The 19,739-nt window shown below is 29.3% G+C and carries 17 protein-coding genes; all 17 read left to right on the top strand.

All coding sequences use genetic code 11. The annotated features are described in order from the left end of the window. Nucleotides 1-3: 3 nt before the first annotated feature. The 17 genes from SMGD1_RS02630 to SMGD1_RS02550 are packed head-to-tail and all read left to right on the top strand — an operon-like array spanning nucleotide 4 to nucleotide 19,730. On the top strand, nucleotides 4-813 hold the full coding sequence (locus SMGD1_RS02630; protein ID WP_008337748.1) for a glycosyltransferase family 2 protein: 810 nt from the start codon (nucleotides 4-6) through the stop codon (nucleotides 811-813). After that, nucleotides 810-2,897, top strand: a complete 2,088-nt coding sequence (locus SMGD1_RS02625) for an STT3 domain-containing protein (RefSeq protein ID WP_008338007.1) — start codon at nucleotides 810-812, stop codon at nucleotides 2,895-2,897. The genes SMGD1_RS02630 and SMGD1_RS02625 overlap by 4 nt, the downstream gene beginning before the upstream one ends. Nucleotides 2,898-2,903: 6 nt before the next feature. After that, a complete protein-coding gene (locus SMGD1_RS02620) occupies nucleotides 2,904-3,695 on the top strand; it encodes a DNA ligase (protein ID WP_008337840.1) in 792 nt (263 codons plus the stop codon). Between the two features lie 11 nt (nucleotides 3,696-3,706). After that, nucleotides 3,707-4,918 carry a glucose-6-phosphate isomerase gene (locus tag SMGD1_RS02615; protein WP_008337723.1) on the top strand — a complete coding sequence of 404 codons (1,212 nt, stop codon included), beginning with the start codon at nucleotides 3,707-3,709 and terminating at the stop codon, nucleotides 4,916-4,918. Nucleotides 4,919-4,920: 2 nt separating this feature from the next. Continuing rightward, nucleotides 4,921-5,958, top strand: coding sequence for an SDR family oxidoreductase (locus SMGD1_RS02610; RefSeq protein WP_008338019.1), 1,038 nt, complete (start codon nucleotides 4,921-4,923; stop codon nucleotides 5,956-5,958). A 4-nt stretch (nucleotides 5,959-5,962) separates the two neighbouring features. Continuing rightward, entirely contained in the window at nucleotides 5,963-7,216 is a 1,254-nt protein-coding gene (gene tviB, locus SMGD1_RS02605; protein ID WP_050752159.1) for a Vi polysaccharide biosynthesis UDP-N-acetylglucosamine C-6 dehydrogenase TviB, read from the top strand. Nucleotides 7,217-7,219: 3 nt separating this feature from the next. Next, a complete protein-coding gene (locus SMGD1_RS02600) occupies nucleotides 7,220-8,587 on the top strand; it encodes a mannose-1-phosphate guanylyltransferase/mannose-6-phosphate isomerase (protein WP_008340552.1) in 1,368 nt (455 codons plus the stop codon). Next, nucleotides 8,588-9,709 carry a GDP-mannose 4,6-dehydratase gene (gene gmd / locus SMGD1_RS02595; RefSeq protein ID WP_008340550.1) on the top strand — a complete coding sequence of 374 codons (1,122 nt, stop codon included), beginning with the start codon at nucleotides 8,588-8,590 and terminating at the stop codon, nucleotides 9,707-9,709. It begins immediately after the preceding gene. Next, the gene (locus tag SMGD1_RS02590) at nucleotides 9,709-10,668 is read left to right on the top strand and encodes a GDP-L-fucose synthase family protein (RefSeq protein WP_008337731.1); all 960 of its coding nucleotides are present in this window, start codon (nucleotides 9,709-9,711) and stop codon (nucleotides 10,666-10,668) included. Before gmd ends, SMGD1_RS02590 begins: the two co-directional genes overlap by 1 nt. Continuing rightward, on the top strand, nucleotides 10,665-12,365 hold the full coding sequence (locus SMGD1_RS02585; RefSeq protein ID WP_008340548.1) for an ABC transporter ATP-binding protein/permease: 1,701 nt from the start codon (nucleotides 10,665-10,667) through the stop codon (nucleotides 12,363-12,365). Before SMGD1_RS02590 ends, SMGD1_RS02585 begins: the two co-directional genes overlap by 4 nt. After that, the gene (pseB, locus tag SMGD1_RS02580) at nucleotides 12,358-13,350 is read left to right on the top strand and encodes a UDP-N-acetylglucosamine 4,6-dehydratase (inverting) (RefSeq protein WP_008337936.1); all 993 of its coding nucleotides are present in this window, start codon (nucleotides 12,358-12,360) and stop codon (nucleotides 13,348-13,350) included. Before SMGD1_RS02585 ends, pseB begins: the two co-directional genes overlap by 8 nt. A 3-nt stretch (nucleotides 13,351-13,353) precedes the next feature. Further along, nucleotides 13,354-14,481, top strand: coding sequence for a UDP-4-amino-4,6-dideoxy-N-acetyl-beta-L-altrosamine transaminase (gene pseC, locus SMGD1_RS02575; protein WP_008337932.1), 1,128 nt, complete (start codon nucleotides 13,354-13,356; stop codon nucleotides 14,479-14,481). Next, entirely contained in the window at nucleotides 14,478-15,392 is a 915-nt protein-coding gene (locus SMGD1_RS02570; protein WP_008337990.1) for an aldo/keto reductase, read from the top strand. The genes pseC and SMGD1_RS02570 overlap by 4 nt, the downstream gene beginning before the upstream one ends. Beyond that, nucleotides 15,361-16,713, top strand: a complete 1,353-nt coding sequence (locus SMGD1_RS02565) for an aminotransferase class III-fold pyridoxal phosphate-dependent enzyme (protein ID WP_241761430.1) — start codon at nucleotides 15,361-15,363, stop codon at nucleotides 16,711-16,713. The genes SMGD1_RS02570 and SMGD1_RS02565 overlap by 32 nt, the downstream gene beginning before the upstream one ends. Nucleotides 16,714-16,738: 25 nt before the next feature. Beyond that, a complete protein-coding gene (locus tag SMGD1_RS02560; protein WP_008337916.1) occupies nucleotides 16,739-17,512 on the top strand; it encodes a cytidylyltransferase domain-containing protein in 774 nt (257 codons plus the stop codon). Between the two features lie 2 nt (nucleotides 17,513-17,514). Continuing rightward, the gene (gene pseG / locus SMGD1_RS02555; protein WP_008340545.1) at nucleotides 17,515-19,014 is read left to right on the top strand and encodes a UDP-2,4-diacetamido-2,4,6-trideoxy-beta-L-altropyranose hydrolase; all 1,500 of its coding nucleotides are present in this window, start codon (nucleotides 17,515-17,517) and stop codon (nucleotides 19,012-19,014) included. Beyond that, nucleotides 19,011-19,730: a WbqC family protein gene (locus SMGD1_RS02550; RefSeq protein WP_008338104.1), complete on the top strand. Its 720-nt coding sequence runs from the start codon at nucleotides 19,011-19,013 to the stop codon at nucleotides 19,728-19,730. Before pseG ends, SMGD1_RS02550 begins: the two co-directional genes overlap by 4 nt. The last annotated feature ends 9 nt before the right edge of the window (nucleotides 19,731-19,739 follow it).

Below are 19,739 nucleotides of genomic sequence, written 5' to 3'. Positions count from 1 at the left end.
CAGATGGACATATCGGTTGTAATCCCAACTTATAACCGATATAACGTTCTTCAACGTGCACTTGCATCTGTACATGCTCAAACTCACAAACCAAAAGAAGTTATCATCATAGATGATGGCTCAACTGATAAGACTTCACAAATATTAAAACTTTTTCCAGATGTAAAGTATTATTATCAAGAAAACTCAGGGGTTTCTAGTGCAAGAAATTTAGGAATTGAAAAATCGAACTTTGAATGGATAGCATTTTTAGACTCAGATGATGAGTGGCATCCGGATAAGCTTCAAGAACATTTAAAACTACATTTAGAAAAGCCAAAACTACAGATAAGTTATACAGATGAGAAGTGGATTCGTAATTCAAAAGAAGTAAAGCTTCCTAAAAAGTATCGTAAATTTGGCGGAGAAATTTTTAAAAAGTGTTTATCTCACTGCATCATAGCCCCATCAGCTACATTAATTCATAAAGACTTACTTAGTACTGTAGGCTTGTTTGATGAGAGCTTAGAAGTTTGTGAAGATTATGATCTTTGGCTTCGAGTGGCAATTGAAAATGAGATAGGACTTATTGATAAAAAACTAATTACGAAGTATGGTGGAGATGAAGATCAGCTAAGTATGAAATTTTGGGGTATGGATAGGTTTAGAGTTAAGGCTTTGGAAAAACTTTTAGAGATATCAGAGTCTAAAGAAGAGTTAATAAAAAGCATGTTGATTGAAAAATACAGCTTACTCCTAAAAGGTGCTCAAAAACATGATAAAATGCAAGATATTTATAATTATGAAAAAAAGATAGAGGAATTAGAGAATTGAATAATATATCATCAGAGACAAAAATTACAATAGCTTATATACTGATTGCATTTGCTTTTTCAGTAGCAATGAGAATGATTTGGGTTTATCAGTTTAGTGGAGTTGAGCAATTTATGTTTAACGGGCAGTTTATGATAAATACTAATGATGGTTACTACTGGGCGGAAGGTGCTAGAGATATTTTAAGTGGTGTGTCTCAAGAGAATGATCTCTCACCAATACTTACTCCAGCTTCACAGTTAACCGCATTTTTTGCTTCAATTTTACCGTTTTCATTTGAAACAATAATCTTCTATATGCCAGCTATTTTTGGTTCACTTATTGTTGTTCCAATAATTCTTATTGCCAAAAGTATAAAAAATTTAGAACTTGGTCTTATTGCAGCTTTATTGGCGTCTATTGCTTGGAGCTACTATAACAGAACCATGATAGGATATTATGATACGGACATGTTAAACATTGTACTGCCTATGTTCTTACTTTGGTCTATTATTTTAGGTGTTAAAACAAATGAAGAGAAGTATTTACTGATTGCACCATCTATTATTTTATTATATACTTGGTGGTATCCTGCAAGTTATTCTTTAGAATTTGCATTTTTTTGTTTAGTAATGTTTTATACTTTAGTCTGGGATAGAAGAAAACTATATAATTTTAAACTTTTAAGTATGATTGTATTTGCTATATTACCAGTAGCTGTATATATAAAAGTTATTTTTGGTGTGATATCTTTTATTATTTTTAAACAAGATAAAGCACAAAAATATATATATTATATTTTTGTGCTTTCAGCATTTTTTCTTTTATTTAGTGGTGGATTTGACACAATTTTGGCTAAATTTAAGGGATATGTATATGAGGATACTATTAGCTCATTAAATGATGGATTAAATCTTCACTTTTACAGTGTCATGCAGACTGTAAGAGAGGCCGGGCAAATTACATTTGAAACATTTGCAAATCGTATAAGTGGACATACGATTACGCTAGTTTTATCAGTAGTTGGATACATATATTTAACTTATAAGCATAGAATTATGCTTTTAGGACTTCCTATGATAGGACTGGGCTTTTTAGCTCTTGTAGGCGGACTTAGATTTACTGTATATGCTGTTCCAGTATTAGCATTTGGAATAGCTTTTTTAATTACTCAAGTCTCACTTATGATGCCTACAAAAAGATTAAAATATTTAAGTATAGTAGCTTTTACTATGGCTATTTTATATCCAAACTATCAACATATTAACTCATATAGAGTGCCAACCGTTTTTAATGCAGATGAAGTAAAAGTTTTAAACACCTTAAAAGATATTGCAGATAGAGAAGATTATGTGGTGTCATGGTGGGATTATGGGTACCCAATACGCTATTATTCAGATGTAAAAACACTTACTGATGGCGCTAAGCACAATGGAGATGTGAATTTTTTAGTAAGTTATATGTTGAATAATTCAGAAAATATATCTTCTAAAATGGCAAGACTTGATGTAGAATATACAGAATCTAAAAAAGTAAAAGTATCTTCAAATATAGAGCAGATGACAAAAGATTATGGATTTAAAGATACAAATGATTTTTTACTATCTTTAGAAACTGATATAAAACTACCAAATAAAACAAGAGATATTTACTTTTATCTTCCATATAGAATGTTAAATATTTTTCCTACAGTTAATGTTTTCTCTAATATAAATCTTATGAATGGTGAAAAAGGCAAAGATCCATTTTTCTTTATAAGTAGAAATTTTAAAGAGACAAAAGAAACTATAGAATTAGGAAATGGTATTTTATTTAATAAGCTAGATAATAGTTTGTCACTTAACAATCAAACAGTAGCTTTGAGAAGGGTAATACAGACTTTTTATGATAAGAATATGAAACTTCAAAAAAATATTAAATTATCAGATTTTACGGCGTCACTTAATCTGATCTTTATGGCTGATTATAAGACTTTTTTAGTTGTGGATGAGAAAACTTATAATTCACTTTATATTCAACTTATGGTTTTAGAAGATTATGATAAAAATCTTTTTGAAAAAGTCATAACGAATCCACATGCTAAAGTCTATAAATTAAAGATATAAAAATAAATGAAATATCTTTTAGTAATTTTACTGTTTTCATCGCTTTCTGCACATAAGCCAGAGTTGGTACTTCTCAATAAATATAATGAAAACATAAATGTAACATCTTGGTACATGAGTGAAAAACTTGATGGGGTGAGAGCTTATTGGGATGGTGAAAAACTAATCTCACGCTCAGGAAAAGTTTTTGCATCTCCTACTTTTTTTACAAAAGATTTTCCTAAACATGAATTAGATGGGGAGCTATGGAGTAAACGTGGTGATTTCTCAAACACATCTTCAATTGTAAATCAGAAAAAAGCTCATAATGGCTGGAGGGATTTAACTTATAATATTTTTGAAGTTCCTAATGCAAAAGGAAATCTTTTAGAGAGACTGGAAAATGTTAAGACTAGTAAATACATAAAAGTAATAAAGCAGATAAAAGTTAAAGATAAAAAACATTTGGATGAATTTTTAAAAAGCGTTGAGAATAAGGGCGGAGAAGGTCTAGTTGTCCGAGATGCAAGTTTAAAATATTATATTGGACGAGATAATAACTCATTAAAAGTAAAGAGCTACAGTGACGAAGAATGTCAAGTTGTCGGTTATAACAAAGGTAAAGGTAAGTATAAAGGATTAGTTGGCTCAATAGTTTGTAAAATGGATAATGAACAAATTATTAACATAGGAAGTGGTTTAAATGATGAACAAAGAACACGTCCACCAAAAATAGGTGCTATAATTACATTTAAATATTATGGTTTAACATCTAAAGGCAAACCTAGGTTTCCTGTGTTTTTACATGAAAGATATTAAAAAGAAGAGATATGAATTACCAGCACAACTTTAATCCAAGTATATCAGATATGGATGTCTTTAATGAAATAGTCAAAGAAAAAGAAAATATAGGCTATTACAACCTTGTTTATCAAGATACTAGTGATTTTAAAGAATATGCAAAAAGTGTTAAACAAAAAAATATTGTCGTCATAGGTATAGGCGGAAGTACACTTGGAACATACGCAATATATAAGTTTTTAAAACATTCTAAAACGCTAAGTAAACAACTTTACTTTTTAGAAACAACAGACCCAATAGATATTAAATCAAAAGTAGAAGCAATTGATTTAAAGGACACACTATTTATAGTGATTTCAAAGTCAGGTACAACTATTGAAACAGTATCAATATTTAAATATATTAATTCTCTGGTTAAGTGTAATCAAACTAATACATTAGTCATAACAGAAAATGACTCTAAGTTAAACTCTTATGCAAAAACTAATAATATAAAAACTTTTGAGATTCCAAAAGATGTTGGTGGCAGGTTTTCTGTCTTTAGTGCGGTTGGTTTACTTCCTTTGGCAATTGTGGGTATAGATATTGATGAACTCTTAAAAGGTACAAGAAAGATACATGATTCTTTCTTTGGTATTGATAGCAATAGAGATGTTTATAATAGGCTTCTAAAAAAAGCAAGATTTTTCGTAGAATACAAAAATAATTTTAATATAAATGTGGTCTTTTCTTACTCTTCAAGACTTGAAGGCTTTAACAAGTGGTATATTCAGCTTTGGGGTGAAAGCTTAGGTAAGATAGATATAAATTCTACAAGACAAGGTTTGACACCAATAGGGATTATTGGACCAATAGATCAGCACTCTTTCTTACAACTGATTGTAGAAGGAAAAAGAGATAAAACTGTTACTGTTATAAAAGTTGATGATTTTGACAGTAACTTGAAAATTCCAGATATTAAGCTTCATGGACTTGAAGAATTAGATTATCTCGATAATATTAAGTTTTCTTCACTTATAAATCAGCAAGCAGATGCTACAATTGAATCTATAAATAACTTAAATGATATTCCGTGTGATGTTATTACAATAGATGGTGTTAGTGAAAGAAGTATTGCTAGTTTGATGTATGAATATGAACTGCTAACATCTATCTGTGCTAAGTTTATGTATATTAATGCTTATGATCAACCTGGCGTTGAAGCCGGAAAGATTATTTTAAAAGAAAAGTTGAATAAATAATTATGAAGTTTGATGAAGTTAAAGAAGAATTGTTAAGAAATAAAAAGACGTGGCTTGTAACTGGTGTTGCCGGATTTATAGGTTCCAATTTAGCAGAAGCCCTTTTAAAATTAAACCAAAAAGTTATTGGTCTGGATAATTTTTCTACAGGCTATCAGCATAATATTGAAGATATAAAAAATAATGTAACATCTCAGCAGTGGAGAAGTTTTTCATTTACAGAGGGTGATATTAAAGATTATGAAACTTGTTATGAAATAACAAAAGGTGTAGATATTATCTTACACCAAGCTGCATTAGGATCGGTACCTAGATCAATTAATGATCCAATAACATCAAATCTTTCAAATGTTACCGGTTTTTTAAATATGTTAACAGCTGCTAAAAATAATGGAGTAAAAAGATTTGTATATGCATCTTCTAGCTCAGTTTATGGTGATTCCATGGAGCTTCCAAAAGTTGAAGAAAGAACAGGGAATTTACTCTCCCCTTATGCTGTAACTAAGATGACAAATGAACTATATGGTGGAGTTTTTTACAAAACATATGGTTTAGAAACTATAGGAATAAGATATTTTAATGTTTTTGGAAAAAGACAAAACCCAAATGGTGCATATGCGGCTGTAATACCAAAATGGCTAAGTTCTCTTATTAATAATGAAGATGTTTTTATTAATGGCGATGGAGAGACTAGCAGAGACTTTACATATATTGAAAATGTCATACAATCAAATATACTTTGTGGTACAACTACAACAAAAGAAGCATATGGAGAAGTTTTTAACGGTGGAATTGGTGGACGATTAACACTCAATAAACTTTACAGTTCTATCAGTAGAGAACTTAAAGAAAATTTAGAAAATTTTGTGACTAAAGAGCCTGTTTACAGAGAATTTAGAGCTGGAGATATCAGACATTCCAATGCTAATATAGATAAATTAAAAAAAGCAACACAGTATGAACCAACACATGATATTGATATGGGTCTTCATGAATCAATTAAGTGGTATATAGAAAATTTAAAACAGGTTTCGGAATAATACAATGAAAAACTATAAGATATGTGTGATAGGTTTGGGGTATGTGGGTCTTCCATTGGCTCACGCTTTTAGTAGTAAATATCAAGTAATTGGTTTAGATATTTATAAAACTAGAATAGATGAACTTAATCGTGCTTATGATAAAACATTAGAATTAAATGAAGAACAATTACAAGAAGCACTACAAAATAATATAAAATTCACTTGTGACATAGAAGATATTAAAGATTGTAATATTTACATAGTTACCGTACCAACTCCAATAGACAAAAATAAACGACCTGATTTGACACCACTTATAAAAGCTAGCGAAACAGTAGGTAAGGTCCTTAAAAAAGATGATATTGTCATTTATGAATCAACAGTATACCCTGGAGCAACGGAAGAAGAATGTGTTCCTGTGCTTGAAAAGTTTTCATCTCTTGTGTTTAACAAAGATTTCTATTGTGGATACTCTCCTGAGAGAATAAACCCTGGAGATAAAGAACATACCGTAACAAAAATATTAAAAGTTACAGCAGGTAGTACACCTGAAATAGGTAGAAAAGTAGATGATTTGTATGCAAGTATTATTACTGCTGGTACACATATGGCTCCTACAATTAAAGTAGCAGAAGCTGCAAAAGTAATAGAAAATTCTCAAAGAGATATAAATATAGCATTTGTTAATGAACTTGCAATTATCTTTAATAAACTTGGCATAAATACAAATGATGTGCTAGAGGCTGCTGGAACTAAGTGGAATTTTTTACCATTTAAACCTGGTCTAGTCGGTGGTCATTGTATAGGTGTTGATCCATATTATTTAACACACAAAGCACAAAGTGTAGGATATAACCCTGAAATAATACTTGCAGGTAGAAGATTAAATGATAATATGGGAGTCTATGTAGCTAATCAAGTTATAAAACTTATGATTAAAAAAGGTCATAGGATTGAAGATTCAAATGTTTTAGTGCTAGGCATTACTTTTAAAGAAAATTGCCCAGATATTAGGAATTCTAGGGTGATAGATGTTATTGAAGAACTTCAAGAGTTTGGATGCAATATTGATGTATATGACCCTTGGGCAGATAAGGAAGAAGTTGTTCGAGAATATAATCTTGAATTACAAGAGAATATAAAAACTTTAAAGTATGATGCAATTGTTTTGGCAGTTGCTCATGAAGAGTTTAAGACATTAGATTTTTCAAATTTAGATAATACTATTATATATGATATTAAATCTATTGTTGATGCAGCTGATGGAAGATTATAGTATATGACAAACATAATTTTATGTGGGGGAAGTGGTACTAGGTTATGGCCAATAAGTCGTACTCTTATGCCAAAACAGTTTGTTAAACTATTTGATGATAAATCGTTGTTTCAACTGACGGTTGAGAGAAATTCTAAAGTATGTGATAGTCAATTTATTGTTTCAAATATAGAGCAGTATTTTTTAGCACTTGACCAACTTGATGAGTTAAATAAGTCTAATAGTAAATATTTATTAGAAGCAATTGGAAGAAATACAGCACCTGCAATTGCTTTGGCTTGTATGGCTTTAGAAAAAGATGAGATAGTGTTAGTGACACCATCTGACCATCTTATAAAAAATGAACTAGAATATGAAATAGTTTTAAGTCAAGCAAAAAAACTGGCTCATGAAAATAATCTTGTTACTTTTGGGATTACTCCAACATTTGCTGAAACAGGATTTGGCTATATAGAAGCAGATGGAATTGATGTTAAAGCTTTTCATGAAAAGCCAGATTTTGAAACAGCTACTTTGTATTTTGAAGCAGGTAATTATTATTGGAACAGTGGTATGTTTTGTTTTAAGGCAGGAATATTTTTAGATGAGCTTAAAAAATATTCTCCAAATGTTTATGAATATTCATTGGCAGCATTTAATAATTCCAATAAAAAAAATATAATCAGAATTCAACATGAAGATATGTTGGCTATTCCTGAAGATAGTATAGATTATGCAGTCATGGAAAAATCTGATAAAGTGAAAGTTTTGCCATCAGATATTGATTGGTCAGATGTAGGCAGTTTTGATAGTTTGTTTGAAGAATTACCTAAAGATGAAAATAACAATACATTAAATGAAAAACATATATCAATAGATTCTAAAAATAATTTAATCTATGGAAAAGATAAATATATAGCAACTATAGATATAGAAGATATGATAGTTGTAGATACTGGAGATGCATTGCTTATATCTAAAAAAGGCTCCTCTCAAAAAGTTAAAGAAGTAGTTAAGGAGATAAAAAAAACCACGCAACTGCACAATATACATTTAATCGGTCATAGACCATGGGGAACATACACAGTGTTAGAAGACAGCCATGGATACAAAATAAAACGTATTGAAGTGAAACCTAAAAAAAGATTATCTTTACAGAGCCACAAATACAGAAATGAACATTGGATAGTAGTTAGTGGAGTAGCAACGGTTACGGTAAATGAAGATACATTTCTTGTAAACCAAAACGAGTCAACATATATAAAAGCCGGCGATATACATAGGCTTTTAAATGATACAAATGAACCATTAGTTATAATAGAAGCACAAGTGGGCAGTTATACTGGTGAAGATGATATTGAGAGAATTGAAGATGATTATAAAAGGGATTAAATGAGTAGTAAAAAAGTAGCACTAATAACAGGAATAACAGGGCAAGACGGAAGCTATTTAGCAGAATTTTTACTTAAAAAAGATTATATAGTTCATGGTATTAAAAGAAGAAGCTCACTCTTTAACACTGATCGAATAGACCATTTATATCAAGACCCACATGTTGAAAACAGAAATTTAATATTGCATCATGGGGATATGACAGATTCTATGAATTTAACTAAAATTATTCAAGAAGTACAGCCTGATGAGATTTATAATCTTGCTGCGATGAGTCATGTTGCAGTCTCTTTTGAAACTCCTGAATATGTAGCAAATGCAGACGGCACAGGAACACTTAGAATATTAGAAGCTGTGAAACTTTTAGGATTAACTAAAAAAACAAAAATATATCAAGCATCTACATCTGAGCTATATGGAAAAGTACAAGAAACTCCTCAAAGTGAAACTACCCCTTTTTATCCAAGAAGTCCATATGCTGTTGCTAAAATGTACGCATACTGGATAACTGTTAACTATAGAGAAGCTTACGGAATGTTTGCTTGTAATGGGATACTTTTTAATCATGAATCACCAGTACGAGGTGAAACCTTTGTAACTAGAAAAATAACAAGAGCCGCTTCAAAAATAGCTTTAGGCCTGCAAGATAAACTTTATCTAGGTAACCTTGATGCTAAAAGAGATTGGGGACATGCAAAAGATTATGTAAGAATGATGTGGATGATTCTTCAAGCTAATGAGCCGGAAGACTGGGTAATAGCAACAGGTATTACAACAACTGTAAGAGACTTTGTAAAAATGTCGTTTGCTTATGCTGGAATAGAATTAGAATTTAAAGGGAATGGAGTTGATGAAAAAGCTTATGTTAAATCTTGCTCAAATTCAGACTATCAATTAGACATAGGTTCTGAAGTTGTTTCTGTTGATCCTAAATATTTTAGACCAACAGAAGTTGACCTTCTTCTTGGAGACCCTACAAAAGCAGAAAAAAAACTTGGATGGACAAGAGAGTATAAACTAGAAGAATTAGTAAATGATATGATGAAATCTGATCTTAAACTAATGACAAAAGATGTTTACCTAAAAGATGGTGGATATAAAACCATGAGTTATTTTGAATAATGAATAAAAAAAGTAAAATATATATAGCTGGACATAAAGGGCTTGTAGGTTCTGCAATAGTTGAAAATCTACAAAAAAAAGGTTACACCAACCTAATTTACAAAACTCATAAAGAGCTAGATCTTATAAATCAACAGGAAGTAGCAGCTTTTTTTGAAAATGAAAAACCAGAGTATGTAATACTTGCTGCTGCAAAAGTTGGTGGAATAGTTGCCAATAATACTTATAGAGCAGATTTTATATATGAAAATCTACAAATTCAAAACAATGTAATCCATCAAAGTTATAAACATAAAGTAACTAAGTTGCTTTTTTTAGGTAGTACTTGTATTTATCCAAAAAATGCACCACAACCAATGACTGAAGATAGCTTACTGACATCACCATTAGAATATACAAACGAGCCATATGCTATTGCAAAAATAGCAGGTATAAAAATGTGTGAATCATATAATCTACAGTATGGCACAAATTTTATATCTGTAATGCCAACAAATCTTTATGGACCAAATGATAATTTCGATTTAGAAACTTCACATGTTCTCCCAGCTCTTTTGAGAAAAATGCATGAAGCAAAACTAAATAATGAACCAAAAGTTGAAATATGGGGAAGTGGCAAACCAAGAAGAGAATTTCTATACTCCGAAGATATGGCTGATGCATGTGTATTCTTACTAGAAAATCGTGATTTTAAAGACACTTTTTTAAAAGATGAAAAAGAGATAAGAAATACACATATTAATATTGGAACAGGGGTAGATGTATCTATAGAAGAGTTAGCCATAACTGTAAAAGATATTGTAGGCTATAAAGGAGAGCTTTATTTTAATACAGATAAACCTGATGGAACTATGATGAAACTAACTAATCCTGAAAAGTTAAATGATCTTGGTTGGAAGCATAAAGTTAATCTTGAAAGTGGTATAAAAAAAGTATATAATTGGTACAAAAATCAATGATTGATATTTTAAAAAAATTAAATAATATATTAACAAAACAGGATAAAAAGTTTATTAAGTTGCTAATAGCTTTATCTATATTTGTATCTATTATTGAGATGATTGGTATATCTGCAATTATGCCTTTTATTGCGGTGTCAAGTGATTTTAGTTTGATAACTTCAAACATATATTACAAAGTTGTGTATGATTTTTTTCAATTTAATAATGAAATAAACTTTGTAGTTTCTTTTGGTGTGGCTTTAGTCTTTTTTTATTTTCTAAGAAGTGCAATAAATTTATTTTATGGTTACATGCAAGCTAGATTTACGCATGGTAGATATTATTTAATAGTTTATAGGTTATTTGAAAACTATATGGGCATGAGCTATAAAAATTTTGTTACAAAAAATTCCAGTACATTAACTAAATCTATTGTAAATGAAGCTTCAGGCTTAACCGCACTTATTAATGCTTTTCTAATAATCTTTGGTGAAATTTTTGTTATGCTATTGATATATTCGATGATGTTATATGTAAGTTACAAGATTACATTGGTTCTTACAATACTGTTGTTATTAAATGCTATTCTTTTAATAAAGACTATTTCAAAAAAGATTAAACAAACTGGTAAATTAAGAGCAAGTATACAGAAGAAGTTTTATGAGATTATCAATAAAACATTTGGAAACTTTAAATTAATTAAGTTACAAAATAATGATGAAAAAATAATCAATGAGTTTTCAAGTGCTAGTTCAGAATTTGCTAACGCAAATATCATATATGCTACACTAGGACACTTTCCTAGATTGTTTTTAGAAGCAATTGGCTTTGGAATAATTGTCTCAATTATAACATTTTTTATTTGGGAAAATCAAACAGACATTAAATCAATATTACCGGTGATTTCTATGTTTGTTTTAGCATTATATAGATTAATGCCATCTGTAAATAGAATAATGACCAGTTATAATCAAATTTTGTTTCATCATAAATCACTTGATATAATTCATAATGATTTGGTATATGACAGTGAATTACTTGGCAATAAAAAGATAGACTTAAATTATAATATAAAATTGGAAAATATAAAATTTGAATATAATATAAAAAAACCTATTCTTAAAAACATAAATATAAATATTATAAAAAATGACAAGATAGCCTTTATTGGAGAAAGTGGTAGCGGTAAATCTACATTAGTGGATATTATAATGGGATTACATAAGCCTGTTCAAGGTAATATACTTATTGATGATGTAGTATTAAGTGACGATAATATTAAGGATTGGAGATCTAAAATAGGTTATATTCCACAAAATGTTTACTTGTTTGATGGCACAGTAGCAGAAAATATTGTCTTTGGAAGAGAGTATAAGGAAAAAAGAATTTTAGAGGTTTTAAAACAGGCAAATATTTATGAGTATATCTTAAGTTATGATGGTTTAGATACATTGGTTGGTGAAGGCGGTGTGATGTTAAGTGGTGGGCAAAAGCAAAGAATAGCAATAGCTAGAGCATTGTATGACAACCCAGAAATTTTAGTATTAGATGAAGCTACATCAGCACTGGATAGTGAAACTGAGTCAAAGATTATGGATGAAATATATAATATCAGTGAGGATAAAACACTGATTATAATAGCACATAGATTAAGTACAATTGAACGGTGTGAAAAAATTTATAAAATAAGAGATGGAGAAATTGAAAATGTTTGATAATAAAAATATATTGATTACTGGTGGAACTGGAAGCTTTGGTAAGAAATATACAGAAGTTATTTTATCAAAATTTAAACCAAATAAAATAATTATTTTCAGTAGAGATGAATTAAAACAATATGAGATGGCACAAGTATTTAGTGATAAATGCATGAGATACTTTATAGGTGATGTTAGAGACTCTCAAAGACTTCAAGACGCTATGAATGGAGTAGATTATGTAATTCATGCAGCAGCATTAAAACATGTACCAATTGCTGAATATAACCCAATGGAATGTATAAAAACAAATATTAATGGTGCTGAGAATGTAATACAGGCAGCAATTAAAAACAATGTATCTAAAGTAATTGCACTTTCAACAGATAAGGCTGCAAATCCAATCAATTTATATGGTGCAACAAAATTAGCATCTGATAAACTTTTTGTTGCGGCAAATAACATGGTAGGTAGTAAAGATACTAGATTTTCTGTTGTAAGATATGGGAATGTAACTGGTAGCAGGGGTTCTGTTATTCCATTTTTTAATAAGTTAATAAGTGAAGGTGCTAAAGAATTACCAATTACAGATATAAGAATGACAAGATTTTTAATTACACTTGAAGATGGTGTGAATTTTGTACTGAAAAATTTTGAAAGAATGTATGGTGGTGAAATATTTATACCGAAAATACCATCTATGAAAATAATTGATTTGGCATCTGCTATTGCACCAAATCTTCCTCATAAAATTATTGGGATAAGACCTGGAGAAAAACTACATGAAATAATGTGCCCTTCAGATGATAGTCATTTAACACTTGAGTTTGATGATCATTTTGTTATAAAACCAACAATTCAGTTTGCACATATAGCAGATTTTTCTACTAATAAACTTGGTGAAAAAGGTGTTAAAGTAGAAGAAGGTTTTGAGTATAATTCTGGAAATAATACAGAATGGATCTCAAATAATGAATTATTAGAGATGATTAAAAAAGGATAAGTTTTGGATTTTATTCCTTATGGAAAGCAGTTTATTGATGAAGCTGACTTTAAAGCAGTTGCAGAAGCACTTGCTTCACCGCTTATTACTACTGGTCCGATAGCAAAAGAGTTTGAAAAAAGACTGTGTGAGTATACAGGGGCAAAGTATTCGATTGTAGTTTCAAACGGAACGGCAGCTTTACATTTAGCATCTATAGCTCTTTTAAGTGCTGATGATAAAGTTTTAACTACGCCAAATTCCTTTCTGGCAACTTCAAATGCTATATTATATGCAAATGCAAAACCAATATTTGTAGATATTGAAGAAAATGGAAATATAAATTTAGATTTATGTGAGGAAGCTATAAAAAAAGATCCAACAATTAAAGCTATCTATGCTGTTGCTTTTTCTGGAAATCCGGTTGATCAAAAAAAACTTAAGCATATTCGTGATACATATAACGTGAAAATATTAGAGGATTGTGCTCATGCAATTGGCTCAGAATATGATGGGATTAAAGCTGGTAGTTGTGTAAATAGTGATTGCACAATATTTTCTTTTCATCCAGTAAAACATATGACTACAGGTGAAGGCGGCGCTATTACGACTAATAATAAAGATATATATGAGAAAATTATGTTATTGCGTAATCATGGAATGGAACGTAAACATGATATTGCACCGTGGTATTATGAGATGACCGTATTAGGTTTTAATTATCGCATAACAGATATCCAGTGTGCTTTAGGAATCAGTCAATTAGATAAACTTAATGAAAATATAGTGAGACGAAGAATACTCGCACAAAGATATGATAATGTGTTTAAAAGACATGAATTTATTAAGCCTCTTTACACGTATGATGGGAACTCATCATATCATCTCTATGTAGTTAAAATTGACTTTAATAAACTAAAAGTATCTAAAATAGGACTCTTTAATAAATTAAAAGAATATAATTTCGGCGTTATGGTACATTATATACCAATCAATAAGCAACCATATTACAGAGAACTAGGATATGGAGATGAAGACACTCCTAATATGAACAAATATTATGAAGAAACTATTTCTTTGCCAATGTATTATTCACTATCAGATGCGGAGCAAGATTATGTTATTAAATCTTTATTTGAGATATTAAAGTGAAATATGTAAAATATAACGATTATGATATATCAAAACTATCATTAGGAACTGTTCAGTTTGGTTTAAACTATGGTATAGCAAATCAAAATGGACAGCCAAATCAAGATACAGTTAATGATATACTTAACTATGTGTCCTCTATGGGCATAAATTCTTTTGACACGGCACAAGGTTATGGTGATAGTGAAGAGGTGCTTGGTAATTATTTTAAGACAATAGTAGAGCCAAGGATATCTGTTGTCTCAAAAATAGATTCAAAGGTTCTAGAATTAAAGGAACATGATTTAATTGAGTCAATTAAAGGCTCATCTACTAGATTGCACGTGGATTGTCTATTTGCTTTATTGATGCATAATAGCAATCTGATGGATAAATGGGATAAATCATTTTCAAATAAAGTGAGAATACTAAAACAAAAAAATATTATAAAATATTTTGGAGTATCTATCTATTCGAATAAAGAGTTTGAGCTAGCTTTGTATAATGAAGATATCGATATAATTCAAATACCTTTTAATTTATTTGATCAAAGAGCATTGAAAAACAAGTGGTTTGATAAAGCCAAAAATAAAAATAAATTTATTTTTATAAGAAGCATTTATTTACAAGGTTTATTGTTAATGAATACAGAAGATATCCCAGAAAAACTCAGTTTTGCAAAAGAGTATGTAAAAATGGTAGAAGAATTTTCTATAAGATTACAAATAAGTAAAAATGAGTTGTGTTTAAGTTTTGTTAATTCTGTTGCAAAAGACGCTTCTATCCTATTTGGTTGTGAAACATTAGCTCAGGCTAAAGAAAATTTAAATATTTATAATAATTTGAAAGATATCAATTGTGAAGTTATTAAAGAAATTAGTGATACTTTTAAAGATTTAGATGAACGCATCTACAATCCAACAAAATGGTAAAAAGGACAAAGTGATGGGAAAATCACAAAAATTATATGAAAAAGCTAAAAAAATTATTCCAGGCGGTACTCAATTATTATCAAAGAGACCAGAAATGTTTTTACCAGGTTTATGGCCATCATATTACTCTAAAGCAAAAGGTTGTGAAGTCTGGGATTTAGATGGAAATCATTATTATGATATGGGTATTATGGGAATAGGGACATCAGTGCTTGGTTATGCAAACCCGACTATTAATAAAGCTGTAAAAAAAGGTATAGATAACGGAAATATGTGTACATTAAATGCTCCTGAAGAAGTAGAGCTTGCTGAAAAACTTATTGAAATACATCCTTGGGCAGGTATGGCAAGATTCGCCAAAAGTGGTGGTGAGTCTAATACTATTGCTATCAGAATAGCTAGAGCATTTAGTGGTAAAGATAAAATAGCTTTTTGTGGTTATCATGGATGGCATGATTGGTATTTATCATCTAATCTTAATGATGCATCAAATTTAGATAATCAATTATTGCCAGGACTTAGTACCAAAGGTGTTGCTAAAAACTTAAAAAATACTTCACTACCATTTGAATATGGTAATATAGAACAATTTAAAAAAATAGTTGAAAATACAAAAGATGAGCTAGGAATTGTAATTATGGAAGTTCAAAGATATAAACCTGCTGATCTTGACTTTTTAAGAGAAATTAGAAAAATAACTTCAAAAATAGGTGCTGTATTGATTTTTGATGAGATATCTTCAGCTTTTAGATTTAATACTGGTGGACAGCATTTACTTTATGATATTGTTCCTGATATAGCAGTCTTTGGAAAAGCTCTTGGAAATGGATTTCCAATAGGAGCTGTAATCGGTAAAAAAGAGATAATGCAGGCAGCACAAGAAACTTTTATAAGTAGTAGTTATTGGACAGAAAGAAGTGGATATGTTGCAGCAGTTGAAACTATAAAGTTTTTTGAAAAAAACAATGTAGCTGAATATACAATGAAAATGGGAAATTATATTGGTAAAGAATTAAATGAAATTTTTAAAAAGTATGATTTAGATATTGAGATGCTTATGGGAATGCCTTCTGCAATCTCAATGCTTATTAAAGAAAAAGATTCTGCGATACTAAAAACTGTGTTTATACAGGAGATGTTGAAACGTGGTTATTTGGCTTCAACAACTATTTATGTATCATATGCTCACAAAAAAAAGGTTGTTGATAAATATTTAAATGATGCTAAAGAGGTATTTAAATATATATCTAATAATAGGAATAATTTAAAAGATTTATTAGATGATGAGGTTAGTCACTCTGGATTTCAAAGATTAAACTAATATAAGCTAAAGAGAGTAATATATTATGATTATTGCAATAATACAGGCTAGAATGGGGTCTACGAGATTACCTAAAAAAGTAATGAAAATGATTTTAGGTAAGCCTATTATTTCTTATTTATTAGAAAGAGTATCAAAATCTAAACGTATAGATAAGATTATTGTAGCTACAACAACTAATAGTGAAGATGATATATTGACTAATTATATTAAGGTTCTAGGATATGAAGTGTATAGAGGCAGTTCTGATGATGTTTTATCTAGATATTATACTACTTATAGTTCTACAGAAAATAATAAAGATATTACTGACATAGTTAGGATAACCGGAGATTGTCCTTTAATTGAACCTAGAATTATTGATTCTCTTATTGAGTTTTATATACAAAATAAAGCTGATTATTCGGCATTAACTCAAAGGTTTGCAGAAGGATTAGATACTGAAGTGTTTTCTGTTAAACTTTTAGAAGAAGCGTATGCTAGCGCAAATTTAAAATCTGAAAGAGAACATGTTACACAATATTTTTACAATAATAAAGAGCAGTTCAATATGTGTTTTTTAGAGAATGATACAGATGACGCAAAATACAGAATAACCGTAGATGAACCAGCGGATTTTATAGTTGTTAAAAATATAATTGAAAGCTTGAATTTAAATAATATTGATTTAAATATAAAAAATATAAAAAGATATTTAGATAGTAATGTAAATATCTTTGAGTTAAATTCTAAAATTGTCAGAAATGAAGGTTTAGAAAAATCATTAAAATATGACGCTCCTATAGTAAAGAAGTTATAATTGTGTTAGATGAAAAAAAAACAATACTATTCCGTGTAGATGCTTCTAATATTGTAGGAAGTGGACATGTAATGCGTTGTCTGGTTTTTGCAAGTAAACTAAGAAACAATGATTACGATGTGGCATTTATTTGTCAATCACGAGAAGCAAATATGATTGAATATATAAGGTCAAATGGATTTTATGTTTCCGTTATATCTGAAACTAATAATTGGCAAAAAGATGCCGATGAAACAATATGTCTTATTAGAAGTATATATAAGAAATTTATAGAATGGATTATTGTGGACCACTATGAATTGGATTATAAGTGGGAAAAAGTATTGCGAGAATATACTAACAAGATAATGGTTATAGATGATTTGGCTAACCGGGAGCATGATTGTAATATTTTATTAGATCAGAACTATTATCATAATATGGAGGAAAGGTATATAAAATATGTATCTCCTTGTACAACTCTTTTACTAGGACCACAGTATCTTCTACTAAGAGAAGAATTTATAAATGCTCGTAAAAATATTGGTACTAGAGCAAGGCATATTCAGAATATTTTTGTTTTTTTTGGTGGGTCTGATATGAAAAATTATACGCAAAAAGCTTTAGATTGCATAAAAAGACTTAATAGAAGTGATATAACTGTTAATGTAGCTATAGGTAGTCAAAATCCATATCGAAAAAATATATCTAAAATTTGTGAATCATCTGCAAATATGAAACTTTATGTTCAAACAAATAAAATTGCTGAATTGATGGCACAGGCTGACATTGCTATAGGTTCAGGTGGGATCTCTACATATGAGCGTATATATTTAAAACTTCCTTCCTTGGTGATTACATTGGCAGATAATCAAGAAGAAGCATTAAAAGCTTTAGTAGATAAAAAATGGATAGAACCTTTTTCAAATGAAGAAGAATTATATGATAGTTTAGTTCAAATACTAAAAAAAGGCACAATACCCATAGATACACCTGTAGAAGCAGGTGTTAATAAAATATATACAATTATGAGAACAGATGGAATTAATATAAAAATATTAAAGTGCTTAGATGTCCGTAGAACATTTTATTGGCTACATGATATTGATTTATTGAATGATTTTATGATGAAAACTAGGCCGGTTCGTAATCATCACTTTAAATACTGGCGAAAAATACTTAAAGACTCTAGTCAAATTGTGCAGGCAATATATTATAAAAATAAACATATAGGTAATTGCGGTATTAAAAACTTTTCTAAAAAAGAAAGAGCAGGAGAGATATGGATTTATATTGGTGAAAAAGAATGTAGATCTAGAGGGTTTGCAAAATCATCTTTGATACTACTTATTAATAAGTTTTTATTTGAATTCCCCAATGGAGTTTTATATTTACATGTAAAGGAAATGAATAAAAAGGCTATAGCTTTATATAAATCATTGAATTTTATGGAAATAAAAGAGAAAAAAAGTATTGAATGGATAAATAATGAAAATATGATTTATATGGAGCTACAAAAATGAATTGTGCAATTATGCAACCAACATTTAATCCATGGATTGGCTATTTTGATTTAATTGATTATGTTGACAAGTTTATTCTTTTTGATACAGTGCAACTTAATCAACAAAGTTGGCAAACAAGAAATAAAATCAAAGCTCAAAACAAAGAGTCGTTAATTTCTATACCAATTATTAAAAGTAAAAGTAAAAATGAACTATTAATTAAAGATGCACTTATTGATTTTAGAAAATATGATTTTAGAAAAAAGTTATTAAAAACGATAGAACAAAATTATACAAAAAGTAAATACTACAATGAGGTACATAGCTTTATAAAAGAACTAATATTATACGATACTAACTATTTAAGTTGTTATAATACAAATATAATTAAAAAGATTTGTAAAAAGTTGAAAATTAACACAGAAATAGATGTATTATCTGAAACTGAGTATGTTAGTAATGTAAAAAAAGGTGAACAAGTTTTAGATATTTGTCAATATTATAAAATATATGAATATATATCACCAATTGGTTCAAAGGCATATTTAGATAATGTTTCAGATGACTTTAAAAGCCAGAAAATTATAATTCAGTATCAAAATTATAACCATCCAAGTTATACACAACTTGGTGATTCATTTATACCATATATAGGTATATTTGATTTACTTTATAATGAAGGATTTGATAATAGTATTAAAATTATTAAATCTGGAAGATCTTTTATAAAATAATAATGTAGG

The sequence above is a fragment of the Sulfurimonas gotlandica GD1 genome, assembly GCF_000242915.1.
In the GTDB taxonomy this organism is placed as follows: Bacteria; Campylobacterota; Campylobacteria; order Campylobacterales; family Sulfurimonadaceae; genus Sulfurimonas; species Sulfurimonas gotlandica.
The sequence above is the reverse complement of the archived record's forward strand: the minus strand, read 5'-3'. Positions and strand labels throughout refer to the sequence as shown.

Bases quoted from the DNA above. Each gene is read 5' to 3' on its own strand.
- SMGD1_RS02620 (WP_008337840.1), top strand. From the start codon at position 2,904: ATGAAATATCTTTTAGTAATTTTACTGTTTTCATCGCTTTCTGCACAT.
- SMGD1_RS02610 (WP_008338019.1), top strand. From the start codon at position 4,921: ATGAAGTTTGATGAAGTTAAAGAAGAATTGTTAAGAAATAAAAAGACG.
- SMGD1_RS02600 (WP_008340552.1), top strand. From the start codon at position 7,220: ATGACAAACATAATTTTATGTGGGGGAAGTGGTACTAGGTTATGGCCA.
- SMGD1_RS02565 (WP_241761430.1), top strand. From the start codon at position 15,361: ATGAACGCATCTACAATCCAACAAAATGGTAAAAAGGACAAAGTGATG.
- SMGD1_RS02585 (WP_008340548.1), top strand. From the start codon at position 10,665: ATGATTGATATTTTAAAAAAATTAAATAATATATTAACAAAACAGGAT.
- SMGD1_RS02550 (WP_008338104.1), top strand. From the start codon at position 19,011: ATGAATTGTGCAATTATGCAACCAACATTTAATCCATGGATTGGCTAT.
- SMGD1_RS02590 (WP_008337731.1), top strand. From the start codon at position 9,709: ATGAATAAAAAAAGTAAAATATATATAGCTGGACATAAAGGGCTTGTA.
- gmd (WP_008340550.1), top strand. From the start codon at position 8,588: ATGAGTAGTAAAAAAGTAGCACTAATAACAGGAATAACAGGGCAAGAC.
- SMGD1_RS02630 (WP_008337748.1), top strand. From the start codon at position 4: ATGGACATATCGGTTGTAATCCCAACTTATAACCGATATAACGTTCTT.
- pseB (WP_008337936.1), top strand. From the start codon at position 12,358: ATGTTTGATAATAAAAATATATTGATTACTGGTGGAACTGGAAGCTTT.
- SMGD1_RS02615 (WP_008337723.1), top strand. From the start codon at position 3,707: ATGAATTACCAGCACAACTTTAATCCAAGTATATCAGATATGGATGTC.
- SMGD1_RS02560 (WP_008337916.1), top strand. From the start codon at position 16,739: ATGATTATTGCAATAATACAGGCTAGAATGGGGTCTACGAGATTACCT.
- tviB (WP_050752159.1), top strand. From the start codon at position 5,963: ATGAAAAACTATAAGATATGTGTGATAGGTTTGGGGTATGTGGGTCTT.